This is a genomic window from Geomonas oryzae, from assembly GCF_004117875.1.
Classification (GTDB): domain Bacteria; phylum Desulfobacterota; class Desulfuromonadia; order Geobacterales; family Geobacteraceae; genus Geomonas; species Geomonas oryzae.
Genome location: NZ_RAHW01000003.1, coordinates 161,473 through 188,107, shown reverse-complemented (window position 1 = coordinate 188,107; position 26,635 = coordinate 161,473). Strand labels below are relative to the sequence as shown.

General features: G+C 62.5%; 26 protein-coding genes and 1 riboswitch. Of the genes, 21 read left to right on the top strand and 5 right to left on the bottom strand.

Annotated features, from left to right (window positions below; genetic code table 11):
• Positions 1 to 231: 231 nt before the first annotated feature.
• The 20 genes from D6Z24_RS09005 (at position 232) to gltX (ending at position 21,155) form a co-directional block, all read left to right on the top strand.
• Complete coding sequence (locus D6Z24_RS09005; RefSeq protein ID WP_129126256.1) at positions 232 to 915, top strand: site-2 protease family protein; 684 nt, start codon at positions 232 to 234, stop codon at positions 913 to 915.
• Between the two features lie 34 nt (positions 916 to 949).
• On the top strand, positions 950 to 1,933 hold the full coding sequence (gene trpS, locus D6Z24_RS09000) for a tryptophan--tRNA ligase (protein WP_129126255.1): 984 nt from the start codon (positions 950 to 952) through the stop codon (positions 1,931 to 1,933).
• Between the two features lie 273 nt (positions 1,934 to 2,206).
• Positions 2,207 to 3,028, top strand: coding sequence for a segregation and condensation protein A (locus tag D6Z24_RS08995; protein WP_129126581.1), 822 nt, complete (start codon positions 2,207 to 2,209; stop codon positions 3,026 to 3,028).
• Positions 3,029 to 3,266: 238 nt separating this feature from the next.
• The gene (scpB, locus tag D6Z24_RS08990; protein WP_129126254.1) at positions 3,267 to 3,860 is read left to right on the top strand and encodes an SMC-Scp complex subunit ScpB; all 594 of its coding nucleotides are present in this window, start codon (positions 3,267 to 3,269) and stop codon (positions 3,858 to 3,860) included.
• A gap of 58 nt (positions 3,861 to 3,918) precedes the next feature.
• Positions 3,919 to 4,719: an AmmeMemoRadiSam system protein B gene (gene amrB, locus D6Z24_RS08985; RefSeq protein ID WP_129126580.1), complete on the top strand. Its 801-nt coding sequence runs from the start codon at positions 3,919 to 3,921 to the stop codon at positions 4,717 to 4,719.
• Positions 4,719 to 7,340 (top strand): A-adding tRNA nucleotidyltransferase, encoded by a 2,622-nt coding sequence (locus D6Z24_RS08980; RefSeq protein WP_129126253.1) that lies wholly within the window; start codon positions 4,719 to 4,721, stop codon positions 7,338 to 7,340. The genes amrB and D6Z24_RS08980 overlap by 1 nt, the downstream gene beginning before the upstream one ends.
• Before the next feature lie 275 nt (positions 7,341 to 7,615).
• Entirely contained in the window at positions 7,616 to 7,996 is a 381-nt protein-coding gene (locus D6Z24_RS08975) for a hypothetical protein (protein ID WP_129126252.1), read from the top strand.
• Between the two features lie 116 nt (positions 7,997 to 8,112).
• Positions 8,113 to 9,147, top strand: coding sequence for a DHH family phosphoesterase (locus tag D6Z24_RS08970; protein WP_456237286.1), 1,035 nt, complete (start codon positions 8,113 to 8,115; stop codon positions 9,145 to 9,147).
• A gap of 53 nt (positions 9,148 to 9,200) precedes the next feature.
• Positions 9,201 to 10,337, top strand: a complete 1,137-nt coding sequence (locus tag D6Z24_RS08965; RefSeq protein ID WP_129126251.1) for an aminotransferase class V-fold PLP-dependent enzyme — start codon at positions 9,201 to 9,203, stop codon at positions 10,335 to 10,337.
• A 194-nt stretch (positions 10,338 to 10,531) separates the two neighbouring features.
• Positions 10,532 to 11,851 (top strand): PhoH family protein, encoded by a 1,320-nt coding sequence (locus D6Z24_RS08960; RefSeq protein WP_129126250.1) that lies wholly within the window; start codon positions 10,532 to 10,534, stop codon positions 11,849 to 11,851.
• Positions 11,852 to 11,919: 68 nt separating this feature from the next.
• Positions 11,920 to 12,948 (top strand): tRNA (adenosine(37)-N6)-threonylcarbamoyltransferase complex transferase subunit TsaD, encoded by a 1,029-nt coding sequence (gene tsaD, locus D6Z24_RS08955; protein WP_129126249.1) that lies wholly within the window; start codon positions 11,920 to 11,922, stop codon positions 12,946 to 12,948.
• Positions 12,945 to 13,778: a 16S rRNA (adenine(1518)-N(6)/adenine(1519)-N(6))-dimethyltransferase RsmA gene (gene rsmA / locus D6Z24_RS08950; RefSeq protein WP_198419531.1), complete on the top strand. Its 834-nt coding sequence runs from the start codon at positions 12,945 to 12,947 to the stop codon at positions 13,776 to 13,778. Before tsaD ends, rsmA begins: the two co-directional genes overlap by 4 nt.
• 59 nt (positions 13,779 to 13,837) lie before the next feature.
• The gene (locus D6Z24_RS08945; RefSeq protein WP_129126247.1) at positions 13,838 to 15,190 is read left to right on the top strand and encodes a UDP-glucose dehydrogenase family protein; all 1,353 of its coding nucleotides are present in this window, start codon (positions 13,838 to 13,840) and stop codon (positions 15,188 to 15,190) included.
• Positions 15,191 to 15,380: 190 nt separating this feature from the next.
• Positions 15,381 to 16,316 (top strand): UDP-glucuronic acid decarboxylase family protein, encoded by a 936-nt coding sequence (locus tag D6Z24_RS08940; protein ID WP_129126246.1) that lies wholly within the window; start codon positions 15,381 to 15,383, stop codon positions 16,314 to 16,316.
• Between the two features lie 6 nt (positions 16,317 to 16,322).
• The gene (locus D6Z24_RS08935; protein WP_129126245.1) at positions 16,323 to 16,727 is read left to right on the top strand and encodes an FtsB family cell division protein; all 405 of its coding nucleotides are present in this window, start codon (positions 16,323 to 16,325) and stop codon (positions 16,725 to 16,727) included.
• A 49-nt stretch (positions 16,728 to 16,776) separates the two neighbouring features.
• Positions 16,777 to 16,947 carry a hypothetical protein gene (locus D6Z24_RS21625; protein WP_129126244.1) on the top strand — a complete coding sequence of 57 codons (171 nt, stop codon included), beginning with the start codon at positions 16,777 to 16,779 and terminating at the stop codon, positions 16,945 to 16,947.
• Positions 16,944 to 18,608 carry an arginine--tRNA ligase gene (argS, locus tag D6Z24_RS08925; protein ID WP_129126243.1) on the top strand — a complete coding sequence of 555 codons (1,665 nt, stop codon included), beginning with the start codon at positions 16,944 to 16,946 and terminating at the stop codon, positions 18,606 to 18,608. The genes D6Z24_RS21625 and argS overlap by 4 nt, the downstream gene beginning before the upstream one ends.
• Positions 18,609 to 18,618: 10 nt before the next feature.
• Positions 18,619 to 19,404: an SPOR domain-containing protein gene (locus tag D6Z24_RS08920; RefSeq protein ID WP_129126242.1), complete on the top strand. Its 786-nt coding sequence runs from the start codon at positions 18,619 to 18,621 to the stop codon at positions 19,402 to 19,404.
• 81 nt (positions 19,405 to 19,485) lie between these two features.
• Positions 19,486 to 19,674 (top strand): DNA gyrase inhibitor YacG, encoded by a 189-nt coding sequence (locus tag D6Z24_RS08915; protein ID WP_129126241.1) that lies wholly within the window; start codon positions 19,486 to 19,488, stop codon positions 19,672 to 19,674.
• 74 nt (positions 19,675 to 19,748) lie between these two features.
• On the top strand, positions 19,749 to 21,155 hold the full coding sequence (gltX, locus tag D6Z24_RS08910) for a glutamate--tRNA ligase (protein WP_129126240.1): 1,407 nt from the start codon (positions 19,749 to 19,751) through the stop codon (positions 21,153 to 21,155).
• A 151-nt stretch (positions 21,156 to 21,306) separates the two neighbouring features.
• Here the strand turns inward: gltX and D6Z24_RS08905 are convergent, their stop codons facing one another.
• Positions 21,307 to 21,477, bottom strand: coding sequence for a DUF362 domain-containing protein (locus D6Z24_RS08905; protein ID WP_129126239.1), 171 nt, complete (start codon positions 21,475 to 21,477; stop codon positions 21,307 to 21,309).
• 229 nt (positions 21,478 to 21,706) lie between these two features.
• Here D6Z24_RS08905 and D6Z24_RS08900 point away from each other — a divergent pair, with 229 nt between their 5' ends.
• The gene (locus tag D6Z24_RS08900) at positions 21,707 to 22,972 is read left to right on the top strand and encodes an acetate kinase (RefSeq protein WP_129126238.1); all 1,266 of its coding nucleotides are present in this window, start codon (positions 21,707 to 21,709) and stop codon (positions 22,970 to 22,972) included.
• Between the two features lie 118 nt (positions 22,973 to 23,090).
• Here the strand turns inward: D6Z24_RS08900 and pta are convergent, their stop codons facing one another.
• The 4 genes from pta to D6Z24_RS08880 all read right to left on the bottom strand — a co-directional run bounded on the left by pta (position 23,091) and on the right by D6Z24_RS08880 (position 26,402).
• Entirely contained in the window at positions 23,091 to 24,092 is a 1,002-nt protein-coding gene (pta, locus tag D6Z24_RS08895) for a phosphate acetyltransferase (protein ID WP_129126237.1), read from the bottom strand.
• A gap of 90 nt (positions 24,093 to 24,182) precedes the next feature.
• Positions 24,183 to 24,680, bottom strand: a complete 498-nt coding sequence (mog, locus tag D6Z24_RS08890; protein WP_129126236.1) for a molybdopterin adenylyltransferase — start codon at positions 24,678 to 24,680, stop codon at positions 24,183 to 24,185.
• Between the two features lie 32 nt (positions 24,681 to 24,712).
• Positions 24,713 to 25,189 (bottom strand): cyclic pyranopterin monophosphate synthase MoaC, encoded by a 477-nt coding sequence (gene moaC / locus D6Z24_RS08885; protein ID WP_129126235.1) that lies wholly within the window; start codon positions 25,187 to 25,189, stop codon positions 24,713 to 24,715.
• 1 nt (position 25,190) lies between these two features.
• Positions 25,191 to 26,402, bottom strand: coding sequence for a molybdopterin molybdotransferase MoeA (locus D6Z24_RS08880; protein WP_129126234.1), 1,212 nt, complete (start codon positions 26,400 to 26,402; stop codon positions 25,191 to 25,193).
• 73 nt (positions 26,403 to 26,475) lie between these two features.
• Positions 26,476 to 26,594, bottom strand: a riboswitch (molybdenum cofactor riboswitch).
• Between the last annotated feature and the right edge of the window lie 41 nt (positions 26,595 to 26,635).

Sequence of the window (26,635 nt, the reverse complement as noted above, 5' to 3'; positions counted from 1 at the left end):
CCACTCTCCCTCTCCCCACGGGAGAGGGACGGGGTGAGGGCTTTGCGTTCAGCAAAATGTCGCTCGTGGCGCCTCCCTCACCCGGCCTCCGGCCACCCTCTCCCGGGGGGAGAGGGGACAAGGAGACTGCGGAACCTTCATCTCTCCTCCCAATCGCCTGCTATCGTTGACTTTCCCACACCGATCTGCTAGAGACATAGGGCTTGTAGCTAACACGGTTTAAAGGACGTCATGGACCAGTTCTTCATAAAGTTGTCCATCATGCTGGTCCCGGGGCTCATGGCAATCACCTGCCACGAGGTATCCCATGGCTTCATCGCCGACAAGTTCGGCGACGGCACCGCGCGATCCCTCGGGCGCCTGACGCTCAACCCGATAAAGCACCTGGATATCCTCGGCACCATCATGGTCTTCGTCATCGGGATCGGATGGGCCAAGCCGGTGCCGGTCAACTTCAACAACCTGCGCCATCCAAAGCGCGACATGATCTGGGTTGCCGCCGCCGGGCCCATCACCAACTTCTGTCTGGCGACCCTGTCGGCCTTGTTGATGCGCGGCCTGATCGCGGCCACCCAGCAGGTCCCAGAGGGGAGCATGATCGCGGCCTTCGTCGACCCGGTCACCCTGATGCTCGCCTTCTCGGTCTACATCAACCTGCTGCTCGGCATCTTCAACCTGATCCCGGTACCTCCGTTGGACGGCGGAAGGGTGGCGGTAGGCCTGCTGCCGTATGGCCCCTCCATGGCGCTTGCCCGGGTGGAGCCGTTCGGCATGATCATCATCATCGCACTTGTGTTCTTCACCAATGCCTTCAGCTACGTCATATCTCCCGCCCTCAGCTTCGGCGTGCACCTTCTGGCAGGTCCTTATTCGAACCTCGTCTTCGGCGTCACCCGGCTCATGATGAGAGGGTAGGCTGGATATAGAAACCAAAAAGGAGTCCGTTTTTATGAGCAACAACCGTATCGTGAGCGGCATGAGACCGACTGGAAAGCTGCACCTCGGGCACTACCACGGGGTTCTGTCCAACTGGATGGAATTGCAGCGCAACTTCGAGTGCTTCTTCTTCGCCGCCGACTGGCATTCCTTGACCACGGAGTACGCCAGCACGGACGGTATCCAGGACAGCATCACCGAGATGGTGCTCGACTGGCTTGCTTTCGGGATCGATCCCGAGCATAGCGTGATCTTCAAGCAGAGCAAGGTGCCGCAGCACGCCGAACTGAACCTCATCCTCTCCATGATCACACCGGTCTCCTGGCTGGAGCGTAACCCGACCTACAAGGAGATGCAGGAGAACCTGACCACGAAGGACCTTTCCACCTTCGGCTTCCTCGGTTACCCGGTGCTGATGGCATCCGACATCATCGTCTACAAGGCCGCCCGCGTTCCCGTCGGTCAGGACCAGATCCCGCATCTCGAGATCACCCGCGAGATCGCGCGTCGCTTCAACTACCTCTACGGCGAGGTCTTCCCGGAGCCGGCGGCGCTTCTCACCGAGACCCCGAAGGTGCTGGGGATCGACGGTCGCAAGATGAGCAAGAGCTACGGCAACGCGATCTTCCTTTCCGACGACGCCGAGGAGACCAGGAAGAAGGTCATGTCCATGGTGACCGATACCCTGCGTCCCTTCAAGCGCGACCCCGGCGAGCCGGACCGTTGCGTCGCCTTCACGCTGCATTCCCTCTACGTCGACGCTGACAAGCGCGCCGAGATCGTCGAGGGTTGCCGCGGCGCCCAGCTTGGCTGCGTCGACTGCAAGAAGATCCTCGCGCAGGCCATGGTCGACACCCTGGCGCCGTTCCGCGAGAAGCGCGTGGAGCTTGCATCGAAGCCGGGGCTCGTGGACGAGGTGCTCGCCGAGGGTAGCCGCAAGGCCGAGGTAGTCGCCCGCCAGACCATGGACGAGGCGAGAGCGGCGCTTAAAGTCTAACGGCCCATAAACCGTTCAACGTTCAGCGTTCAACGTTCGAGTTGTGCGGTCCTAAATGGCACGGTTACCATGGCTTGCGAGGTTCTCTTAGAGAATTGACAAGCCGCGAGCGGCGTTGGCCAGCGGGATAACGCCGGCGAACGTTGAACGTAGAACGTTGAACGGGTCTTAGAGCCTTTTTAACAAGCCACCAGTGGCGCTGGCTGACAGGATAATGATGGCGAACGTTGAACGTAGAACGTTGAACGGTTTCTAGGAGCCTTTTTGGAAGAGATGCAAAGCAACCTGTTCTCCGACGCACTGGACCAGGCTTACCGGGTGCGTATCGAGGAGTTTGAGGGACCGTTGGACCTGCTGCTCCACCTCATCAAGAAGAACGAGGTGGACATCTACAACATCCCGATCGCTGCCATCACCAGGCAGTACCTCGACTACATGGAGATCATGAAGGAACTGAACCTCGACATCGCGGGGGAGTTCCTCGTGATGGCGGCTACCCTTTTGCAGATCAAGTCGCGCATGCTCCTCCCGGCTACCCCGGAGGAGGACGGCGAGGCGGAAATCGAAGACCCGCGCGCCGAACTCGTGCGCCGTCTCCTCGAATACCAGCGCTACCGCGATGCTTCACAACTGCTCAACTGCCGCAACCTCCTTGGGCGGGAAGTCTTCGCACGCAAGTTCGACGCTCCCGAGTTCGATGAACTGGAGCCGGTCGAGGAACCGGCGGATGTGGAACTCTTCGAACTCATCGAGGCGTTCCAGAAGGTGCTGGCGCGCGTCTCGGTCGATACCTTCCACGACGTCGTCGCCGACGGCATCTCGATCGCCGACCGCATCGGGGAGGTGCTCTCCGTGCTCCACGTCGAAAAGACGGTCTCCTTCGACGCGCTCTTCACCACCGGCATGACCCGTGACCTCCTGGTGGTCACCTTCCTTTCCATCCTCGAACTCTGCAAGCTGAAGCTGATCAAGGTGGTGCAGACGGAGAACCGGGGCGCCATCTGGCTGCACCTGGCGGCCAAGGAGGAAGAGGAGGGGGAAACGCCCGAAGCTGGGGATGAGGTCGCGGCCGAGGAAGCTACGCCCACAGCCTGACGAGTTGTTGGGTTTCGACTCCGTGGCTTACTCTGGGCTGCGGTTAACGTGGCTAAATCCCCCCTGTCCCCCCTTCGCAAAGGGGGGGACGTAGGTGCTCACGCGGTGCTTCGTGGGTAGCCGATTTGGCTTTGCCCGGATTCCATGAAGAACCCTATCAAAGGGTAGCGCTGGGCAGCTTAATGCTTCGTGATTCGCCCGCTTTTGTCTTATCTATGCATGTACCGGAGGAACCTGGTTGTCCGCTAAGTCGCTCAAATCGATCGTAGAAAGCATCCTCTTCGTCCATGACCAGCCGCTCACGCTGGACCGCCTCGCTTCCATCCTGGAGGAGTTCGAGCGGGCCGACCTGCGCGCCGCGCTGGATGAGTTGATCGAGGAGTACGAGCAGGCTGAACGCGGCATCGTCCTCACCCAGGTGGCCGGCGGTTACCAGTTGAGAAGCCGCCCCGAGCACGGCGACTTCGTCCGCAGGCTCAACAAGACCAAAGGGGTGAAGTTCAGCCAGTCCGCGCTGGAAACGCTCGCCATCGTCGCCTACCGCCAGCCGATAACCCGCGCGGAGGTGGAATACCTGCGCGGCGTCGACTCGGGCGGCGTGATGAAGAGCCTCCTGGAAAAGAAGCTTTTGCGCATCATGGGGAAGAAGGACGTCCCGGGAAAGCCGCTCATCTACGGTACGAGCCGCGAATTCCTCGAGCTCTTTGGACTTAAGGACCTGAACCAGCTCCCGACGCTCAAGGAGATCCAGGAACTAGTGCCGCCCGATCCCTTCGCGGACCAGCCCGCGCTTCCCCTCGAGTCCGTTGAAGAGGAGCCCTTGCCGGGTTAAAATATCCCCTGGCTCGCTGTTCATGAGCACTTCCAACAAGGAGGCTGGTATGGCTGGCATGATACGGCAACCTGTTGTGGCCGGGAAGTTCTACACCGGCGATCCGGACCGGCTCCGCGAGGAGCTCTCCGCCATGGTGCCGCAGGGGGATGCGCAAAGCGCCCTCGGCATCGTCGCTCCCCACGCGGGGTACGTCTACTCCGGAAAGGTGGCCGGGAAGGTGTATTCCGCCGTTCGCATCCCCGACACCGTCCTCGTGCTGGGCCCGAACCACACCGGCGCGGGCAGTGCCGCGGCGCTCTCCCCTGACACGGAATGGCTTACCCCGCTTGGTGCCGTCCCGGTTAACCGCAGGCTCTCGCAGCTCATCCTCGAACACGCACCGCTTGTCCGCGAGGACGCCCTGGCGCACCGCTTCGAACACTCCCTAGAGGTCCAGGTCCCCTTCCTGCAGTACAGAAACCCGGACGTAACCATCGCCGCCGTCTGCCTCGCCATTCCGGATTTCCCGTCCCTCGCAAGGATCGGGGAGGGGATCGCCAAGGCCATCGCGGCCTACGGCGAAGAGGTCCTCATCGTGGCGAGTTCCGACATGACCCATTACGAATCCGCGGCGCAGGCGAAGGCGAAGGACGATCTGGCCCTCGCGCAACTCGCCGACATGAACCCGGAAGGGCTCCTGCGCGTCTGCCGTGACAAGGGGATCACCATGTGCGGCGTGATACCCGCCGTGGTCATGATGGTCGCCGCCAAAAATCTCGGGGCCACCTCCTGCAGGCTGGTGAACTACGCCACCAGCGGAGAGGTGAACGGCGACCTGCGCAACGTCGTCGCCTACGCCTCGCTCGTGGTTTCCTGATGGAGGTCATCACCACCCACGTCAACGCCGATTTCGACTGCATCGGTTCCATGGTCGCGGCGAAGATGCTCTACCCTGACGCGCTCCTCGTCTTCTCCGGCGCGCAGGAGAAAGGGGTGCGTGACTTCTTCCAGAAGGGGCTCCACCCGGAGATCTCCTTTACCCGCATCAAGGACATCGATCTCTCCGCAATCACCCGCCTCATCGTCGTCGACTGCCAGCATTCCTCCCGACTCGCCAAGTTCGGCGAGCTCGCCAAGACAGGCGGCGTCGAGCTGCACATCTACGATCACCACCCGACGAGTTCCGGCGACCTGAACGCCGTCGGCGGCATCATCCGCCCCTGCGGTTCCACCACCACCATCCTCGGCACCATCCTCATGGAGCGCGGGATCGAGGTGACGGCGAGCCAGGCGACCCTGATGATGCTCGGCATCCACGAGGATACCGGCAACCTAACCTTCCCATCGACCACCGCCGAGGACTACGCCGTGGCCTCCTGGCTCCTCGAGCGCGGTGCGCAACTGAACGAGGTCGCCGACTCCATAGGGCGCGAACTGACCGCCGAGCAGGTGTCGCTTCTGAACACCCTGCTCACCTCCTTGAAGACCAGCTCGCTAAAGGGGGTCGACGTCTCGGTGGCGCACGCCTCGGTGGACCGCTACGTCGGGGACATCGCGCAGCTCGCCCACATGATCCGCGACATGGAGAACCTGCAGGTACTCTTTCTCGTCGTCGGGATGCAGGACCGCGTCTTCGTCATCGCGAGAAGCCGCATCCCCGAGGTGAGGGTAGGGGAGATCCTGAAGGAATTGGGAGGCGGGGGGCACGCGACGGCCGCCTCGGCCACGGTGCGGGGGCTCACCCTCATCCAGGTGCTGGAGCAGTTGGAGGCTGTGCTCAGGAAACGGGTCGATCCGATCCGCGTTGCGCGCAACATCATGTCCTCGCCGGTGAAGACCCTGCCGCCCGACTGCACCATCGAGCAGGCGCGCGAACGCCTGGTGCGCTACAACGTGAGCGCCATGCCGGTGGTCTCAGGCGGCGAGGTGGTCGGGATCATCTCGAGAAAAACGGTGGAGAAGGCGCTCTACCACAACCTGAACGCCGTCCCGATCTCGGACTACATGCATTCCGAGTTCTACGTCGCCGCTTCCGACACCCCGATCAGCGAGATCCAGAATTACATGGTTGGGGGCGACTCCCGCCTCGTGCCGGTCCTTTCGGACAAGAAGCTGATCGGCGTCATCACGCGCACCGATCTTTTGCGCTACAGCCTCGGCAGCGAGGCGATCTACGACCTTTCGCGCGACGCCATCCAGGTGAAAAACCGCGAGGTGGAGGCGCTGATGAAAAAGGCGCTCCCCAAGCGCTCGGTGCAGATCCTCCACGACCTGGGGAGCGTCGGAGACATGCTCGACCTCGCGGTGTACGCGGTGGGGGGCTTCGTCCGGGATCTCCTCCTAGGGCAGGAGAACGCGGACGTCGACGTGACCGTCGACGGCGACGGCATCCTCTTCGCCGAGACCTTCGCCGCGTCGCACGGCTGCCGCGTGAAAAGCCACGAGAAGTTCGGCACCGCCGTCATCGTCTTTCCCGACGGCTTCAAGATCGACGTCGCCAGCACGCGCCTCGAGTATTACGTCTCCCCCGGCGCCCTTCCCACCGTGGAGCGCTCTTCGCTCAAGATGGACCTCTACCGGCGCGACTTCACCGTGAACACCCTCGCCATATCGCTGAACGCCCCCTCCTTCGGAAAGCTGATCGACTACTTCGGCGCCTACCGAGACCTGCAGGCCAAGGTGATCCGGGTGCTGCACAACCTCTCCTTCGTGGAGGACCCGACCCGCGTCTTCCGGGCCATCCGTTTCGAGCAGAGGCTCGGTTTCAAGATCGCGAAGCACACCGAGGACCTCATCAAGACGGCGGTGAAGATGGATTTCCTCGTGAAGCTCGGGGGGAGAAGGCTCCTCTCGGAACTGGTCCAGATCCTTAAGGAAAAGGAGCCGATAAACGGCGTCGGCCGCATGGCGTCGCTGGGGCTTTTGCGCTTCATCCATCCCGGCCTCGAGCTTACCCCCGAACTGCAGGGGACCCTCGAGGAGGTGCGCTACGTGGTCTCCTGGTTCGACCTTCTCTACCTGGAGCGTCCCTACGAGCGCTGGGCCGTCTATTTCCTCGCCCTCTGCGATGGGCTCACCCAGGATCAGTTCATAGATACCTGCACCAGGCTCGCGGTAAGCGAGCACTACAGGGAGCGTCTTGCCGAGACGCGCCGCCAGGGGGAGGAGCTCGTGGGGCCGATGGAGCGCAAGCTTGCGCGCGGGGAGCAGGTGGAGAACAGCGAGATCTACTTCACCCTGCGCGGGCTACCCGTCGAGATCCTCCTGTACCAGATGGCGAAGAGCGGCAGCTCCGAGGTGAAACGCTGCATCTCGCTTTACTTCACCAAGCTGCACGGCACGCGTCCCCTTTTGAAGGGCGAGGATCTGAAGCAACTCGGCGTGAAGCCCGGCCCGCTTTTCCGCGAGGTGCTCGACGTCGTATTGAGCGCGAGGCTCAACGGAAAGGTCTCCAGCAAGGAAGATGAAACCGCACTGGTCCGCAATCTCCTCTCCTGATTGTGGCTTTTTTGCCACACCGCCGCCTTTTCACCGTATTCTGTTATCTTCCCGTTAAATAACGGTTCTTGCCTTGGGCTTAGGACCGGAGTGTTGCATCATTAGCACATTAAGACTAATGGGCCCTCTTATCCACAAGGGTGCCCGTGTGGCTGCTGGTGCGGATTTGTCATGCAGAAACAGCGCCTTGTCGATGTTGTTCTTCTGTCTGCGCGCTTGTGGCCCCCTTTTTGCAGAATGTCGGACATTTCGTACACCTGGAGTAAGGGGATCATATGAAGAGCCTGAAGCGCCTTGTTGTCCTTGTTTTCGCCCTTGTTTTTCTAGCCACTCCCTGTCTCGCAGAAGAAAACGCGATGAAGACCGTGTTCGAGGACGCCCTTTACGGCGGTCTCGCCGGCAGCCTGGTCGGCGCCGCCCTCATGGCCTTCACCAAAAAGCCCGCCGATCACATCCAGAACATAGGCATCGGCGCCGGCGTCGGCGTCCTCGTCGGGGCAAGCTACGGTGCTTTCGCCGCGACGAAATCGCTCGCCGAGTACGAAAACGGCAAGATCAAGTTCTCCATGCCCACGATCATCCCGGAGTTCAGGGAAGGAAACGGCCGCCAGACCAACCTTTGCGCAATGGCGGAACTGCTGCGCGGCAAGTTCTAAACCTTTTCACTCTCAGTTGTCTATGGGGAGGCTTATGCTTCCCTTTTTTTATTTTTGCACCGCTTCCGTCACTGGGATAAACTACACGGGTTTGCAGCTCTTTCAGGGGGTGCCTTTTGCCGGAGAATGAAACCCGTCCCGACCTTTTGTCCTACACCGACTCCATGCTCACCTGGGTGAGCGGACGCGGACGCATCCTCATCGTGGTACACGACAACCCAGACCCCGATTCGCTCGCCTCGGCCATGGCGCTGCGCCACCTCTTCGCGGTGCGGTTAAACCGCGAGGCGGTGATCGCCTTTTCCGGGATGATCGGCCGCAGCGAAAACCTCGCCATGGCGAAGCTTTTGCAGATACCGCTCACCCCGTTTCCGCTCATCGATCTGAAGGCCTTCCAGGTCATCTGCCTCCTGGACACCCAGCCGGGCACCGGGAACAACTCGCTTCCCCCCGAGGTGCGCGCCGACATCGTCATCGACCACCACCCCATGCGCGACAACAGCGCCTCCTGTCGCTGGGTCGACATCCGTCCCCACTACGGGACCACGGCGACCATCCTCTACGAGTACCTGAAGGTGCAGGGGGTGTCGCTCGGGACGAAGCTCGCCACCGCGCTTTTCTACGCGATAAAGTCAGAGACCCAGGACCTCGGGCGCGAGGCGACGCGCCCGGACCGCGAAGCCTACCTCGTGCTCTTCCCGCTCGCCAACAAGACCCTTTTGAACAGCATCACCCGGCCGAACCTTCCGAAGGAGTACTTCATCGCGCTGCACAGCGCGCTCGAACACGCAAAGCTTTACGGGGACGTGCTGGTCGCCTCTCTCGACGGGGTGCTCTTCCCGGAGGTCGTTTCCGAACTGGCCGATCTGCTCGTTCGTCTGGAGGGAACCGAAACCGTCCTCTGCCTCGGGCATTACAGCAACGAGCTGGTCCTCTCCATCAGGACCACCAGCGAGGAGATCAACGCCGGAGAGCTGATCCGCAAGCTCGTGGCAGGCATAGGCACGGCAGGGGGGCACGGCATGATGGCCGGAGGGAAGGTGGACAACGTCACTTCGGCGCGGGTTGCCGAACTGGAGCGTGAGCTGACGCGCAGGTTCCTGAACGAACTAGGCCTCACCGACCAGAATCCATTAGCGTTAGTCCCGTAAACCGTTCATGAAACGGGTTGCCAAAGCCCCGTTAAAATGCTAGTAAATACGGTATGTCCGTATTCCTAGATAACGCAGCGACTTCATTCCCAAAACCCGATGCCGTATACCAGGCGATGGACGCCGCCATGCGGGAAGTGGGAGTGGCCCCCGGGCGGGGAGGTTACCGCCAGTCGCTCGCCGCGGCACGCATCGTCTTCGAAGCACGCTCCGCCCTGGCCCGTTTCTTCGGGGTCCCGGACTCATCCCGCCTCATCTTCACCCACAGCGCCACCGAATCGATCAACATAGCCGTGTTCGGCCTGCTGAAGCCTGGCGACCATGTGGTGTCGACCTGCGTCGAGCACAACGCCCTCGCGCGTCCGCTGCACCTGGCGAAAAAGCGCGGCGTCGAGGTGACCTTCGTCCCCTCCGATCCCTGCGGCATCGTCTCGGAGCGCGACATAGCGCGTGCCATGCGCCCGGACACCCGGCTGGTCGCACTTGCGCACTGCTCCAACGTGACCGGTGCGGTGCAGCCCATAGCCGAAATCGCCGAGGTCGCCCGCATCGGGGGCGCGCTCTTTCTGGTCGATGCCGCGCAGAGCGCCGGGTTCTTTCCCATAGACGTGGAGTCGATCGGGATAGACCTGCTCGCCGCACCGGGGCACAAGGGGCTTTACGGCCCTCCAGGGACCGGGGTCCTCGCCGTCGGCGCGGGAATCAACCTCGAGCCGCTGCAGGTGGGGGGGACGGGGGGGAGCGCCAGCACGCCGGAGCCGCCCGAGCAGATGCCCGAGCGCCTGGAGAGCGGCACCATCAACACCCCCGCCATCGCCGGGCTGAAGGCCGGGGTGGAATTCATCGAGGCGACCGGTCTCGAGGTGATCCGCGCCAAGGAGAGCGCTTTGGTCGAGCAGTTGCTGGAAGGGCTGCGCGGCATGCCCGGGGTGCGGCTGTACGGTCCCTTGCATGGTGAGCGCGGCGCCGCGGTCTCCTTCAACGCCGAGGGACACGATCCCGCTTCGCTCGGTTTCCTGCTCGACTCCACCTACGACATCAGCGTGAGGGTCGGACTGCACTGCGCGCCGGACGTGCACCGCAGCATCGGGAGCTATCCGGAGGGGACGGTGCGGGTGAGCCCCGGGTACTTCAATAGTGAAACCGATATAGACTATTTTCTTAGGGCACTGCGTGAGATAATATCATGAGAAAAATGGCCCGGGGTTGAAGGGGACAGGCACCTGCGGAGCCGGTCCCCGGGGCGCGCAGCATCTGTTAGAGCAAACCTAAAGTAAACCGGCCAAGGGCCGTGGAAGGGGATAATACGAAAAGTTCAGCTTTGTTGGCCAGGGATGAGGAAGCGTTCGATAATTCAGCAGGCAGCAGCGTACAGGGAGTGGATATGAAGAAAATCTATGTTCTCGACACCAACGTGCTTCTGTACGACCCGCAAGCTCTCACCAGGTTCGAAGACAACTCCATCATCATCCCGATTACGGTGATCGAGGAGATCGACCGCTTCAAGAAGGACATGAACGAGACCGGCCGCAACGCCCGCCACGTCTCCCGTCTCATGGACGCCTTCAGGAAGGAGGGGTCGCTCTCCCAGGGGATCGCGCTTGAGAGCGGCGGCACCCTGAGGATCGAGATCTACGAAGAGAAGGTGATGAAGCGCCTTCCTCCCGAGCTGCGCGAGGAGCGCGGCGACAACCGCATCCTTGCCGTGGCCGTCGACCTGATGGAAACCCAGAAGGATATGCCGGTCATCCTGGTCACCAAGGACACCAACCTGCGCATCAAGGCGGACGCGCTCGGTCTGAACGCCGAGGACTACGAGTCCGACAAGGTCGCCATCGAGGATCTGTACAACGGTTCCGCCACCCTCGAGGTGGGAGGCGATCTCATCGACCGCTTCTACGGGCAGGGGTGGCTCGAGTTGGACGGCGACTTCTACCCGAACCAGTACCTGCTTCTTACCGAGAAGGGTAACGCCCAGCACAGCGCCGTCGGCCGCTACGACACCGCCTCCCGCCGCATGGTGCCGCTCGCGAAACTCGACAAGGAAGGGGTCTGGAGCGTATTCCCGCGCAACCTCGAGCAGTCCTTCGCCCTCGATGCGCTTTTGGACGACAACATAAAGATCGTCACCCTGGTCGGCAAGGCCGGCACCGGGAAGACGCTGCTCGCCATCGCGGCCGGCCTGCAAAAGACCGCCGAGGAAAACGTGTACACGCGCCTATTGGTGTCCCGCCCGGTCTTCCCGATGGGACGCGACCTAGGCTTTCTCCCGGGCGACATCGAGGAGAAGCTCACCCCCTGGATGCAGCCGATCTTCGACAACGTCGAACTGCTCCTGACCGGGCACGAGGGGGAGAAGCGGCACAGCAAGGGGTACAAGGAACTGATGGCGATGGGGATCCTCGACATCGAGCCGCTCACCTACATCAGGGGACGTTCGATTCCGAACCAGTACATGATCGTCGACGAGGCGCAGAACCTGACCCCGCACGAGATCAAGACCATCGTGACCCGCGCCGGAGAGGGGACCAAGATCATCCTGACCGGCGACCCGTACCAGATCGACAACCCCTACGTGGACGCCGAGAGCAACGGCCTCACCTACGTTGTCGAACGCCTGAAGGAACAGTCGATCTCCAGCCACGTCACCATGACCAAGGGTGAACGCAGCGAGCTCGCGGAACTGGCGGCGAACCTTTTGTAAGACAGCTAACCACCCGGAATCAGGAGACCAAAAAGGGGGCACGCTTCAGTGCCCTCTCTTATTTTTCTATGCTTATTCTCTCCCTGGAATCTTCATGTGACGAAACGGCGGCCGCCGTGGTCAAAGACGGCCGGACCGTCCTTTCGAGCATCGTCGCCTCCCAGATCAGCGTCCACGCCGAATACGGCGGCGTGGTCCCGGAAATAGCGTCCCGGCAGCACCTGGAGGCGGTCTCGGTGGTCGTCGAGGAGGCGCTCCGTGAGGCAGGTGTCGCGCTCTCCGAGATCGAAGGGGTTGCGGTGACCCAGGGACCCGGGCTTGCCGGCGCCCTCCTGGTCGGCATATCCGCAGCCAAGGGGCTCGCCTTCGGGCGCGGCATCCCGCTCGTCGGGGTGAACCACATCGAGGGACACCTCCTCGCCGTCTTCCTGGAGCGGCCGGTCGAGTTTCCCTTCCTGGCCCTGGCGGTTTCCGGGGGGCATTCCCACCTGTACCGCGTGGACGGCGTCGGGCGCTACACGACGCTCGGGCAGACCGTGGACGACGCGGCCGGTGAGGCCTTCGACAAGGTGGCGAAACTGATCGGGCTTCCGTACCCGGGTGGCGTCGCCATCGACCGGCTCGCCGCGACCGGGAACCCCGAGGCGATCAAGTTCCCGCGTCCGCTTCTGCACGACGGCACCTTCAACTTCAGCTTCTCGGGTCTTAAGACCGCGGTGCTCACCCACGTGAACCGGCACCCAGAGGCCAAAGAGGCGGGGATCAACGACCTCGCCGCTTCCTTCCAGGAGGCGGTGTGCGACGTCCTGACCAAAAAGACCGCCGCGGCGGTGGCGGCAACCGGCATCAAGCGTCTCGTGGTTGCCGGGGGGGTCGCCTGCAACAGCGGTCTGCGCCGTTCCATGGCACGTTTCGCCGAAAAGGCCGGCGTCGAACTCTCGATACCCGCGCCGAAACTTTGCGCCGACAACGCCGCCATGATCGCGGTGCCTGGTGACTACTACCTGTCCAACGGGATCACGAGCGGCTTCGACCTCGACGCCCTCCCGGTCTGGCCGCTCGACAAGCTGGCAGCGCGTTTCAAGGGAGGGGCATGATGGAGAAGCGGATCAAGGCTAAAAAGGAGTTCGGCCAGAACTTCCTCATCGACGACAACGTCCTTTCCCGCATCGTGTCCTGCGTCGCCCCTACTCCTGAGGACTGCATCCTGGAGGTAGGACCGGGCAGGGGTGCGCTCTCGCGGCTTCTCGTGGCGAGCGGGGCGCGCTTCGTCGCGGTCGAATGGGACCGCGAGCTCATCCCCCTTCTGAACGCGGAGTTCGCCGGCAACGACCGGGTCGAGATCGGCCACGGCGACATCCTCCGGGTGGACCTGCGCCAGATCCTTACCAGCCGCGCGCCCGGCAGGAAGTGGAAGGTGGCGGCAAACCTCCCCTACAACATCTCCTCCCAGGTTCTCTTCAAGTTCATGGAGGAGTGCGCGCTCTTCGAGGGGCTCGTGCTCATGCTGCAAAAGGAGGTGGGAGACCGCCTCGCCGCCCCCCCGGGATGCAAGGAGTACGGCGCGCTCACCGTGCTTTTGCGGCTGCACTTCGACATCCGCCGCGAGTTCATCGTGAAACCCGGTTCCTTCCGTCCCATACCGAAGGTGGACTCGGCCGTACTCTCCTTCACGCCGCTTGCCGCGCCGCGTGTCGAGGTGGGGGACGAGGACCTCTTCAGGCGCCTCGTGAAGGGGGCCTTCAACCAGCGCAGGAAGACGCTTTTGAACTCGCTGCGCTCCGCCGGTTTCGACGACGGCGACGGGACGCTCACCGCTGCGCTTGCCGCCTGTTCCATCGACGGGATGAGGCGCGGCGAGACCCTCTCGCTGGAAGAGTTCGCGGCCCTTTCCAGGGCGCTGGCGGCTGGGAAAACCTCTAGCTAAGCACCAATGAGTGTGCTATATAAGAATGCTAATCTTAACCCCGAGGAGGAGTTAACCTCATGAAGATATGTGTCATCGGTTCCGGTTACGTCGGCCTGGTAGCCGGCACCTGTTTTGCCGAGAGCGGCAACGACGTCATCTGCGTCGACGTCGACGAACAGAAGATCGAAGGGCTGAAGCGCGGCATCATCCCGATCTACGAGCCCGGGCTCAAGGAGATGGTGCTCAGAAACCGCGAAGAGGGGCGCCTCAGCTTCACCACTGACCTCGACGCCGCGGTGAAGGAGTCCCTGGTCTGCTTCATCGCCGTGGGGACCCCGCCGGGTGCCGACGGTTCCGCCGACCTGCAGTACGTCCTCGCCGTCGCCCGCAACATCGGGCGCTCCATGGAGAGCTTCAAGATCATCGTCGACAAGTCGACGGTACCGGTCGGCACCGCCGACAAGGTGCGCGCCGCCGTCGCCGAGGAGCTTGCCCTGCGCGGGACGCACATCGAGTTCGACGTCGTCTCCAACCCCGAGTTCCTTAAAGAAGGTGCGGCCATCGACGACTTCATGAAGCCGGACCGCGTCGTCATCGGTACCGACAACGTGCGTACCGCCGAGATCATGAAAGAGCTGTACTCCGCCTTCATGCGCAAGTCCAACCGCATGCTGGTCATGGACATCAGAAGCGCCGAGATGACCAAGTACGCCGCGAACGCCATGCTGGCGACCCGCATCACCTTCATGAACCAGGTGGCCAACCTCTGCGAGCTGATGGGTGCCGACGTCATGGCGGTGCGCGAGGGGATCGGCTCCGATTCCCGCATCGGCTACGACTTCCTCTTCCCCGGCGTCGGTTACGGCGGCTCCTGCTTCCCGAAGGACGTGAAGGCGCTCGTCAAGACCGCCGACGAGTGCAAGTACGATTTCGTGCTGTTGAAAGCGGTGGAGGAGGCCAACGAGCGTCAGAAGCGCGTCCTCTCCGACAAGATCGAGCGCAGGCTCGGGCAGGGTGGGGCGAAGCCGCTTGCCGGCAAGAGCTTCGCGGTATGGGGGCTTTCCTTCAAGCCGCGCACCGACGACATGCGCGAGGCGCCGTCGCTCACCATCATCAACCGTCTTCTCGAGCTTGGTGCCACGGTGCAGGCGCACGACCCCGAGGCGCTCAACGAGGCGAAAAAGCACTTCGGCGACCGGATCGGTTATCACATGAACCAGTACGAGCCGCTCAAGGGCGCCGACGCCCTGGTCATCATCACCGAGTGGAACGAGTACAGAAACCCCGACTTCGACAGGATCAAGAAGCTCCTGGTCAACCCGGTCATTTTCGACGGCAGGAACCTGTATCAGCCGGAGCGTATGCGCGAGATCGGTTTCGAGTATCTCCCCATCGGCAGAAACGGCGCGGCCGTCTGCGAGATGGAGTAACTTCAGGTAACTTCCGTTCTACGTTCTACGTTCTACGTTCTACGTTCTACGTTCTACGTTCTACGTTCTACGTTCTACGTTCTACGTTGCAGATCTGAGGGCCGCTTCTCAGGAACGGCCGGCAAGCAATCGGCAGGTAACGTAGAACCTAGAACGTAGAACGTAGAACTTGTTCATCCAGAGAGGTTCTATGCGCGTCTTGGTCACCGGCGGTGCCGGTTTCATAGGGTCACATCTTTGCGAGAGGCTCCTCAAAGAGGGGCACGAGGTCATCTGCCTCGACAACTTCTTCACCGGGAGCAAGCGTAACATCGCGCACCTCTTGGACCACAACGACTTCGAACTGGTCCGCCACGACGTGACCGAACCGATCCTCCTCGAGGTGGACCGGATCTACAACCTCGCTTGTCCCGCCTCGCCGATCCACTACCAGTACAACCCGGTGAAGACGATCAAGACCAGCGTGATGGGCGCCATCAACATGCTCGGCATCGCCAAGAGGGTGCGCGCCAGGATCCTGCAGGCCTCGACCTCGGAGGTGTACGGCGACCCCCAGGTGCACCCGCAGACCGAGGCGTACTGGGGCAACGTCAACACGCTCGGGATCAGGAGCTGCTACGACGAGGGGAAGCGCGTCGCCGAGACGCTCATGATGGATTACCACCGCCAGAACCACGTCGATATCAGAATCATTAGGATCTTCAACACCTACGGGCCGAAGATGGCCGAAAACGACGGGCGGGTGGTCTCGAACTTCATCCTCCAGGCGCTCAGGGGGGAGGACATCACCGTCTACGGCGAGGGTGCGCAGACACGCTCCTTCTGCTACGTCTCCGACCTCGTCGAGGGGATGATGCGCATGATGGAAACCCCGGGGTTCACGGGGCCGGTGAACCTCGGCAACCCCGCGGAAACGACCATCCTCGAGTTCGCGAAAAAGATCATCGCCCTGACCGGGTCCTCATCGCGCATCGTCTATCGGCCGCTGCCGGCGGACGACCCGAAACAGCGGCAGCCCGACATCTCGCTGGCAAAGCAGATGCTCGGCTGGGAGCCCACGGTGTGCGTCGACGACGGGCTTAAACAGACCATCGACTACTTCCGCTCGGTCCTCACCACGGCATAGGAACGCATGCAGAAAAGTCTATTTCTCGCACCTGCAGCAGTGATCATCTTCATCCTCTACTTCACCGTCTTCGGTGACCGGGGACTTCTGCGCATCAACCACCTGCACCGTGACCTCGACGACATGCAGAAGCACCTGTCCGAGCTGAAAGAGGAAAACGACAAGCTAAAGCGCGAGATCGCGGCGCTGCAGTCGGACCGGCGCTACCTGGAAAGCATCGCGCGGCGCGATTTCGGCCTCGTGCGCGGCAACGAGGTGATCTACCAGTTCCCGGGGGGCAAAGGGGGCAACGGTGCGGCGGCTCAACCCGCTCCGGCACTGGCCGCGCAGCAGCCCGCCGGCACCAAGGAAGGCGCGCACGCGGCGCCTGCGCCACCTGCCGCGGGCCAGAAGGCAAAGACCGGCAAGTAGGACGGGGCAGGGAAGTAAGGCCGCCCGATAAGGGCGAAAGGGGATGACGATGATTCAGGCAGGAAAACAGCATTGCGTGGTCTGCGCCTGGCGCGAACACTGCTCCAAGAAATTCTGCGTGCCCGACGGCGGCGCCCGCTGCCCCGATTTCACGCGTGACGTTACGATAAAAGCCGTGCCCGACACGGAACAGGAAAAGGAAAGGGAGGAGAAGATATGAAGGAGCAGCTGCGCGCATGCATCCTGAAGGGAATCGAGGGGTGTTTCGCCGACGGCACGCTCACCTCTGGCGCGGTTCCGGCCATCAGCGTGGAGAAACCGGCGCACGCCGAGCACGGAGATTTCGCAACCAACGTCGCCATGCAGATGGCCAAGCAGGAGCGCAAGGCGCCCCGCGCCGTCGCCGAGGTGCTGGTCAAAAAACTCGCCGAGGCCTCGGACCTGATCGGGTCGGTCGAGATCGCGGGACCCGGTTTCATCAACTTCTTCATCAAGGATTCCGCCTGGAGAAAGGTGCTCTCCGACATCGACCGGGCCGGTGACCAGTACGGCAAGAGCCGCGTCGGCGCTGGTAAGAAGGTCCAGGTCGAGTTCGTGAGCGCGAACCCCACCGGCCCCCTGCACATAGGGCATGGTCGCGGCGCCGCGACCGGCGACGCCGTCGCATCGCTTCTTCGCGCGGCAGGTTTCGATGTGCAGCGCGAGTACTACATTAACGACGCCGGGAACCAGATGAACACCCTCGGCCTCTCGGGGCTTCTGCGCTACAAGGAGCTCTTGGGCGAGAAGATCGACTTCCCGGAGAACTGCTACCAGGGGGACTACATCAAGGACATCGCCCGCGACGCCATCGCGAAGCACGGCGACCGTTTCCTGAACGCGCCCCAGGAGGAGGGGGTCGCCTTCTTCGCCAAGATGGGCGGCGACCTGATCCTGAAGGGGATCGACCAGGACCTGCAGGACTTCGGCATCCGCTTCGACAACTGGTTCTCCGAGCAGTCGCTCTTCGACGAGGGGAAGGTCCCCACGGCGATCGCCGAGATGCAGGAGAAGGGGCATATCTACGAGCAGGACGGCGCGCTCTGGTTCAAAACCACCGAGTTCGGCGACGACAAGGACCGCGTCGTGGTCAGAAGCAACGGCGTGACCACCTACTTCGCCTCCGACATCGCCTATCACCGCGACAAGTTCGCGCGCGGCTTCGACTGGGTCATCGACGTCTGGGGTGCGGACCACCACGGCTACGTCCCGAGGCTAAAGAGCGTGGTGCAGGGTCTCGGCAGGAAGGCCGACGATCTCGGCATCATCCTCGTGCAGCTCGTTTCCCTTTTGCGCGACGGCCAGCCGGTCGCCATGTCCACCAGAAGCGGCGAGTTCGTGACCTTGAAGGAGGTCGTCGACGAGGTCGGGTGCGACGCGGCACGCTTCTTCTTCCTCATGCGCCGCTCGGACAGCCAGCTCGACTTCGACCTCGAGCTCGCCAAGCGCCAGAGCAACGACAACCCGGTGTACTACGTGCAGTACGCCCACGCGCGGATCAGGAGCATCTTCGACACGGCTAAAGAGCGCGGCGTGGCGCCCTGCTTCGACAACGTCCGCCTGGAGCTTTTGCAGACCGCCGACGACATGAGCCTCATCAAGAAGCTCTCCCTCTACCCGGAGATCCTCGAGGGTGCCGCGGTGAACTTCGAGCCGCACCGGATCACCTACTACCTGCAGGATCTGGCGGGAGAGTTCCACAGTTTCTACAACAAGAGCCGGGTCATCACCCCCGAAGAGCCGGAACTGACCCAGGCACGCCTGTTCCTCTTGCACTGCGTCGCCATCACGCTGAAAAACGCGCTGACGGTACTGGGGATTTCCGCCCCCGAGAGGATGTAGGAGGGGTCCCATGCGGCTTGACTACAGCGAAAAGATGACGGCGGTCAGGGACAGTGCGGAGCGAAACCGTCCCGTGCAGAAGAACCGCCCCCGGCGGGAGCCGATCGGCGGCTTCCTGCTGGTCGCCTTGGTGCTGCTGGTCATAGGGTACGGGGGCGGGGTGCTCACGGGATGGTTCCTCTTCCACGGGAAGAACCCGCAGGCCGCCGTGCCGCCTGCCGCCCAGCAGGCGAAGGCGGCGGCCGCAACACAGACGTCCCAGCCCGCGGGAGCCGTGCCCGGTCAGCCGGGGCAGCCGGCCCAGCCCGCGCCGGATGTGCCGCTTACCTTCTACAAGACGCTTCCCTCCGGGGGGAAGGGGGCCATCGGCAGCGGCATCAACACGAAGCTTCCCGAGGTCCTTCCGAAGTCTGCGCCTGCCGCGGCACAGGGTGGGGCACCGGAGCAGAAGGCGGCCCAGAGCGCTCCCCCCGCAGGCAAGGGAGGGGAAGCAAAGCCCGCTGAGAAGGCTTCCGCCCCCTCCGCCGAAAAGCAGACGGAGAAGCAGACGGGAGACGAGAAGCAGGCGGCCGAGCCACGCTACCTCGTCCAGGTGGCATCCTACAAGGACAGGCAGGAGGCTGAAGCGGCGCGCACGAAGCTCGCCGCGAAAGGGGTCGCCGCCTACGTCGTCGAGTCGAAGCTGAAGGACAAGGGGGTCTGGTACCGGATCAGGGTGGGCAAGCACCTCTCCAGACAGGAGGCCCAGCAACTGGCCGGCAAGGTGGGTAGCGGCGCGGCCGTTGTCACCGAATAACCCTTCGAGACAGACAGTTTCCGAACCTTTCACCTCCAGCTCCGAAGGGCGCTGGAGTTCTTCATTTGAGGACCAACACCGATGTGCGCCGTAACAACCATCAAGTGCCCGCACTGCAGGAAAGAGACGGAACTGGCCGGTAATCCGTACCGTCCGTTTTGCTCCGAGCGGTGCAAGATGATCGACCTCGGGACCTGGGCCAGCGAAGGTTACCGCATCCCCGGGGAGAAGGCGCCGCAGCATGACGACGGCGACGAGGACGAGAACTAGCAGGTCCGCACCTATTTCGTGACACCCAATTTTATTGCAGCCATGCAATGATCAAAGCAGCAAAGGAGCCTTTCATGTCAGAAGTACGTCTCCGTTTCGCCCCGAGCCCGACCGGGTACCTTCATGTCGGAGGGGCGCGCACGGCGCTTTTCAACTGGCTTTTGGCCAGGAAGCAGCACGGCACCTTCGTTCTCAGGATCGAGGATACCGACGTCACCCGCTCCACCCAGGAATCGGTTGACGCGATCTTCGAAGGGATGAAGTGGCTGGGGCTGGACTGGGACGAGGGTCCCTTCTTCCAGTCCGACTACTTCCCGGTTTACAAGGAGTACATCGACAGGCTCGTCGCCGAGGGTAAGGCGTACAAGTGCTACTGCACCGTGGAGGAACTGGAGGCCAAGCGCGAGAAGGCGCTCAAGGAAGGTGGCAAGCCGAAGTACGACGGCACCTGCCGCGATCTTCCGCCGCAGGAGGACGACGGCCGCCCCTACGTGATCCGCTTCAGGACCCCGAAGGAAGGGGTCACCTCCTGGAACGACCTGATCAAGGGGAAGGTATCCTTCGAAAACGCCGAGCTCGATGACCTGATCATCCAGCGCACCGACGGTACTCCGACCTACAACTTCGTCGTCGTCGTCGACGACGTCACCATGAGGATGACCACCGTCATCCGCGGCGACGACCACGTGAACAACACGCCGCGCCAGATCCTCATCTACGAGGCCCTCGGTGCGCCGGTTCCGGTATTCGCCCACGTGCCGATGATCCTCGGCGCCGACAAAGCGCGCCTGTCCAAGCGCCACGGCGCCACCTCGGTCATGGCCTACCGCGACATGGGCTTTCTCCCCGAGGCGATGGTGAACTACCTGGTGCGCCTCGGCTGGAGCTACGGCGACGAGGAGATCTTCTCCCTCACCGACCTGATCGAGAAGTTCTCCATCGAGAACGTCGGCCGTTCCGCCGGTGTCTTCAACCCTGACAAGCTCTTGTGGCTGAACGCGCACTACATCAAGACCGGCGACCCGGTACGTCTGGCGGACCTGCTCATCCCGTTCCTCAAGGAGCGCGGCGTGGACCCCGCACAGGGGGGACCCGACCTCGTCGCCGTGGTTAAGACCCTCCAGGAGCGCGCCAAGACCATGCTGGAACTCGCCGACGGCGCGCTCTTCTACTACAGGGACGAGCTCTCCTACGACGAGCAGGGGGTGGCGAAGGCGTTCAACGCCGACACCCCGGGGCTGCTCAACGCGCTGGTGGAGAAGCTCGCGGCACTTCCCGCGCTTGACGCGGGGCAGATCGAGCAGGCGTTCAAGGAGCTTATGGCCGAGAAAGGGATCAAGCTCGGACAGGTCGGCCCTGCCGTACGCCTCTCGCTTTCCGGTACCACAGCGTCCCCGGGCATCTACGAGATGATCGAGGTGCTGGGCCTTGCCGAGACGAAAAAGCGCATCGAGCGTGCCATCGCGGTGCTCTGCCGCTAGTCGGGATAAGTAAGGGATAGGCCGTAAAAAAGGAGGGCGCCCCGCGGGCGCCCTCCTTTTCTTATAAAGCAGTTTAAAACCTGAACAAAAGAAGGCCTGCAGCGGACGAGCCGGCTGCAGGCCATGGCATTACATGCTTCTTTTTTGTGGCTTAGGCCGGGGAGATTGCGCTCACCGGGCAGGTGTCTACGCAAGCGCCGCAGTCGATGCAGGTATCCGCAGCGATGGCCCTTTTGCTGCCAGCCTCGCTAATGGCGTTGACCGGGCAGGAATCGTCGCAGGCGCCGCAGTTGATGCATTCGTCGCTAATGGTATGTGCCAAAGTGTTCACCTCCTCTACCTAGGGTAAAAAGTCAGGAGGAAACTAGCACAGCGCTCGCAAAAAGTCCACCATAAAGCTGTAGACAATAAACTGCTAATCAGGAGAAAAATCTTGAACTGAGGACGACTCTACTGTATATATAAAAAAAGGTTTTATTTGTGCACTTTTTGCCCTTGAGGGTTGTACCATGTTCCCATGGGCAAATTACACGTACGGGGGATGCTAACTGATGGATATATTGGCACTTAACTGCGGTAGTTCTTCGGTAAAATACCAGTTGTTTGACTGGGATAAAAAAATGGTGGTTGCCAAGGGTATGGTGGAGCGCGTGGTGATCGGCGACTCCTTCATCCTGCATGAGGTCCCGGGGCGCGAAACCTACCGGGAGGACTCGGATTGTCCCGACCACAAGACCGCAGTTGACCTGATCCTCAGGACGCTCACCTCCCCCGAGTGCGGTGTGCTTAAAGACATCAAGCAGATCGCCGCAGTAGGCCACCGCGTGGTGCATGGCGGCGAGAAGTTCACCAAGTCGGTCCTCATCGACGACGAGGTGCTCGCGGCGGTCACCGAGGTGCAGCATCTTGCGCCGCTGCACAACCCGCCCAACATCGCCGGCATCGAAGGCGCCATGGCCGTCCTCCCGGGCGTTCCCCAGGTTGCCATTTTCGATACGGCGTTTCATCAGACCATGCCCGAGCAGGCTTACCTCTATCCGCTCCCCTATGAGTGGTACGAGAAGTACGGCGTGAGGCGCTACGGCTTCCACGGGACCTCGCACCTCTACGTCTCCAAGCGTATTGCCGCGATCCTCGGCAAGCCTGCCAGCGAGTGCAACGTGATCACCATGCACATCGGCAACGGCGTGTCCCACTGCGCCATAAAAAATGGCGTCTCCGTCGACACGAGCATGGGGCTCACCCCGCTTGAAGGCGCCATGATGGGGACCCGCTGCGGTGACATCGATCCGGCCATCCCGGCGTTCATGATGCAGAAGGAGAACCTCTCCGCCAAGGAGATCGACTCCATCCTGAACAAGAAAAGCGGCGTCATCGGCATCACCGGTCGCTTCACCGACCGTCGTGACGTCATCGAAAACGCGAACGCAGGGGACCGTCTCTGTTCGCTCGCCCTCGACATCGAGGCCTACCGCCTCAAGAAGTACATCGGCTCCTACATGGCCGTCGTCGGAAGGCTCGACGCCGTAGTGTTCACCGCCGGGGTAGGGGAGATGGGTGCGCCGATCAGGGCACGCGCCCTGTCCGGGCTGGATCACCTGGGGATCATCCTCGATCCGGAGAGAAACGCCTCCGCCATGACCAGGAAGCGCGAGACGCTGATCACCACCGACGACTCCAAGGTGAAGGTGTACGTCATCCCGACCGACGAGGAACTCGTCTTCACCGAGGACGTGGCGGCGATTCTGGACGGCACCTACACCGATCACATGAGCTTCGAGTACAGCTTCTCCAAGTCCGACTTCGTGAGGAAGTAGCGGCGCGGCAGGCAAAGAAAATAAAAAGGCCGGCGGGATGAGTTCCCGCCGGCCTTTTTGTGTTTTGAATCGGCTGCTGCCAGCTAGCAGCTGCCGACTGGTCCGGCTCTGGGCGCTGCTAGCCCTGCGCCTGCACCGCGGTGATCGCGGTAACGTCGATGATGTCCTGCACCGAGCAGCCGCGGGAGAGGTCGTTCACCGGCTTCGCGAGCCCCTGGATCACAGGCCCGATGGCCTTGGCGCCTGCTAGACGCTCAACGAGCTTGTACGCGATGTTGCCGGCATCGAGGTCGGGGAACACGAGCACGTTCGCCTTGCCGGCGACACCGCTCCCCGGTGCTTTTTTCGCGCCGACGGCCGGAATGAGGGCGGCATCCGCCTGCAGTTCGCCGTCGACGGAGAGTTCGGGATCCATCCCCTTGGCGATTTCCAGCGCCTTCAGTACCTTGTCCGCATCGGCGTGGCTGGCGCTTCCCTTGGTGGAGAAGGAGAGCATGGCGACGCGGGCCGGGACGTCGAGGAACGACTTGCAGTTCCTTGCGGTGGCGATGGCGATCTCGGCCAAGGCCTGGGCGTCCGGGTTCGGGTTCACCGCGCAGTCGGCGAAGAGGATCACGCCGTTCTCGCCGAAGTTCGGTGTCTGGGTGGCCATCAGGAAGAACGAGGAGACGGTCTTGATGCCGGGGGAGGGGCCGACGGTCTGGAAGGCGGCACGGAGCACGTCGCCGGTGGTCCCGGTTGCACCGGCCACCTCGCCGTCGGCGTCTCCTTCACGCACCATCATGCCGGCAAAGTACAGGTTGTCGTCGGCGGTCAGCATCTGCTGGGCCTGCTGCGGGGTAAGCCCTTTTGCTTTCCTCAGTTCCACGAGTTTCCCGACGTAGGTGTCGAGTTTGGGAGAGGTGGCGGGATCTACGATCTCGACACCGGAGAGGTTCACACCCTTGGCGGCTGCCGCCGCCAGCACTGTCTCGGGCTTTCCAAGTAGCACGATCTTCGCCAAACCCTGTTCCACGATCTGCTGGGCGGCGAAAAGCATCCTCTCGTCATAGCTCTCCGGCAAGACCACCGTCTTAAGGTTGGATTTTGCCTTCTCGTGAATCTGCTTTACCAACGGCATGTTTTCCCCTCCGTAAGTGTATTATAAAACCGTGTTAGGATATATAACCCAGCGGGAGGGATCGGTCAATAGAAAAGCCGGGTTGCCGGGCTAGCCGGGCATGGGCGTGCCGCATTCCTCCGGGTCACCCTGCAGTTTGGCGATCGCGTGCGGCACCGCCGTCCAGACGAAGCCGATGTTCTCGGTGGCGCCCTTGGGGCTGCCGGGGAGGTTTATGATCAGGGTGTTTTTCCTGATGCCGGCGACGGCCCGGGAGATGATGGCGTGCGGGGTCTTCTTGAGGCTTTCCATGCGCATGACCTCGCCGAAGCCGGGAAGCAGGCGGTCCACCACGCGTTCGGTCGCCTCCGGGGTGACGTCTCGCGGGGAGACGCCGGTCCCGCCGGTGGTGAGGATGAGATCGTAAGCGCCGGAATCGGACCACTCGATGAGCTTCTCCGAGATGAGTGGGGCCTCGTCGGGGATCACTTCGGTGCAGGTGACGCTGACGCCGCGCTCTTCGAGCCAGCTCTTCAGTGCCGGGCCGCTGCCGTCGGCGCGCTCCCCGGTGGAACAGCGATCGCTGAGGGTGAGGATGGCTGCTTTCATGGTGCTGATTCTCCTTTTTCTGGCCCGGCCGACTACGCCTCGCGCTTGTAGACGCCGCTCTTGCCGCCTTCCTTGTAGTGCAGCTTGACGTCGGAAATGACGATCCCCTTGTCGCTCCCCTTGCACATGTCATACACGGTGAGGGCGGCTATCGTGGCAGCGGTCATCGCTTCCATTTCCACGCCGGTCCGCTCGAAGGCCCGGACGGTCGCCATGACGCCTATGGTGCCTTCGGCCTCGTTCACCTCGAACTCTATGGCCACGTGATGGATGGCGAGAGGGTGGGAAAGGGGGATCAGGTCGGGGGTCTTCTTGGCTCCGGCGATGCCCGAGAGCCGCGCGACGCCGAGGACGTCACCTTTGGCCATCCTGCCGGAGACGATGGACTGCACCGTCTCGGGCTTGAGGGTCAACACGGCGCCCGCTACCGCGGTGCGCATGGTCGGGGTCTTCTGGCTCACGTCCACCATGATGGCGTTGCCGCTCGCGTCGAAATGGTTGAATGACATGCTATACCTCCAGTTCCAGGGTGGGATCGAGCAGATGCAGGTCCACTTCCTCGCCGGCGGCGAACTCGGTCCGGTCGGCGGGAAGAAGGGCGAGGGCGTTGCAGCGCAACATGGTCTTCAGTATGCCGGTGTTCTGGTCCCCGGAGGTGCCGGCGACGTAGCGGCCGTTTTCCAGGGTCACGTGCACGCGCAGGAAGTTGAGCTTTCCTGCCTTCTTGCGGGCACCCTCCTTGAGCACGCCGGCAACGGTGCGGCGGAAGACCTTCTCGTGACCCATCATCCGCAAAAGGGCAGGGCGGGCGAACTCCTCGAAGGTGATCATGGTGGAGACCGGGTTGCCGGGAAGCGAGAAAACCGGGACGCTCTCCTTCATGCCGAAGGCGGTCGGGCCACCAGGCTTGATGCCGGGCTTCCAGAACTTCTCCTCGACGCCGAGCTCGGCAAGGACCTCGCGCACGAGGTCCCGGTCGCCGGCGGAGACACCGGCGGAGGTGATCAGGACGTCCGCCTTCAGCCCCTCGGCAAGAAGCGCACGATGGCTCTCCCGGTCGTCACGTGCGATTCCCAGTATGACGGGCTCGGCGCCGCACAGCTTGATCGCGGTGGCGAGCGCCAGGGTGTTGCTGTTCACGATCTGGCTCGCGGTCGGCTCGGTGCCGACGTCGACCAGTTCGTCGCCGGTGGAAAGGATGGCGACCCGCACCTTGCGGTACACCGGGACGAGCACCGCGGAGAACGACGCGAGAAGGCTCACCTGGGGCGGCCCGAGCAGCGTTCCTTTCGTGATGACGGTGTCGCCGCAAGGGACGTCCTCGCCCTTGAAGCGGATATGGTCGTGCTTTTTCACCTGCTGCAGCAGTTTGACCGTCTCGACGGTCGCCTCGGTCTCCTCGATGGGAACCACGGCATCGGCACCGGGGGGGATCGGGGCTCCGGTCATGATCCTCGCGGCGCATCCGGGTGCAATGGCCTCGTCTGAGCTTACGCCGGCGGGGATGTAGTCGGTCACCTTGAGCACGGTGCCGATCGCGCAGTCCGCGCTGCGTACCGCGAAGCCGTCCATGGCGGAGTTGTCCCAGCGCGGCATGTCCCTCGGAGCGACGTAATCTTCGGCGAGGACGCGCCCGGCCGCCTCGAGAAGAAGGACCTTTTCCACCCCGGCCGGGGCGACATGTTCGACGACCATCCGTCTGGCCTGCTCGTAGTTTGTCATCGTTACCTCGTCATTGCTGTTTGATAAAGAAAAAGGCCCGATTCCCGTGAAAAGGAAAGGGCCCCCCTGCGCGCAAGCGGCGGCTTTCTCCTTTCCATAAGGGAGGCGGCGCCGTTTCCGGCAACACCCATCGGCCGCGGCACCGTGGGGAAGCTCCCTTTAGACGGCCGCGGCTCGGAGACAGATCTGCTTATTCTGGTTTCCATAGCATATTCCCGAGAAAATAAACAATT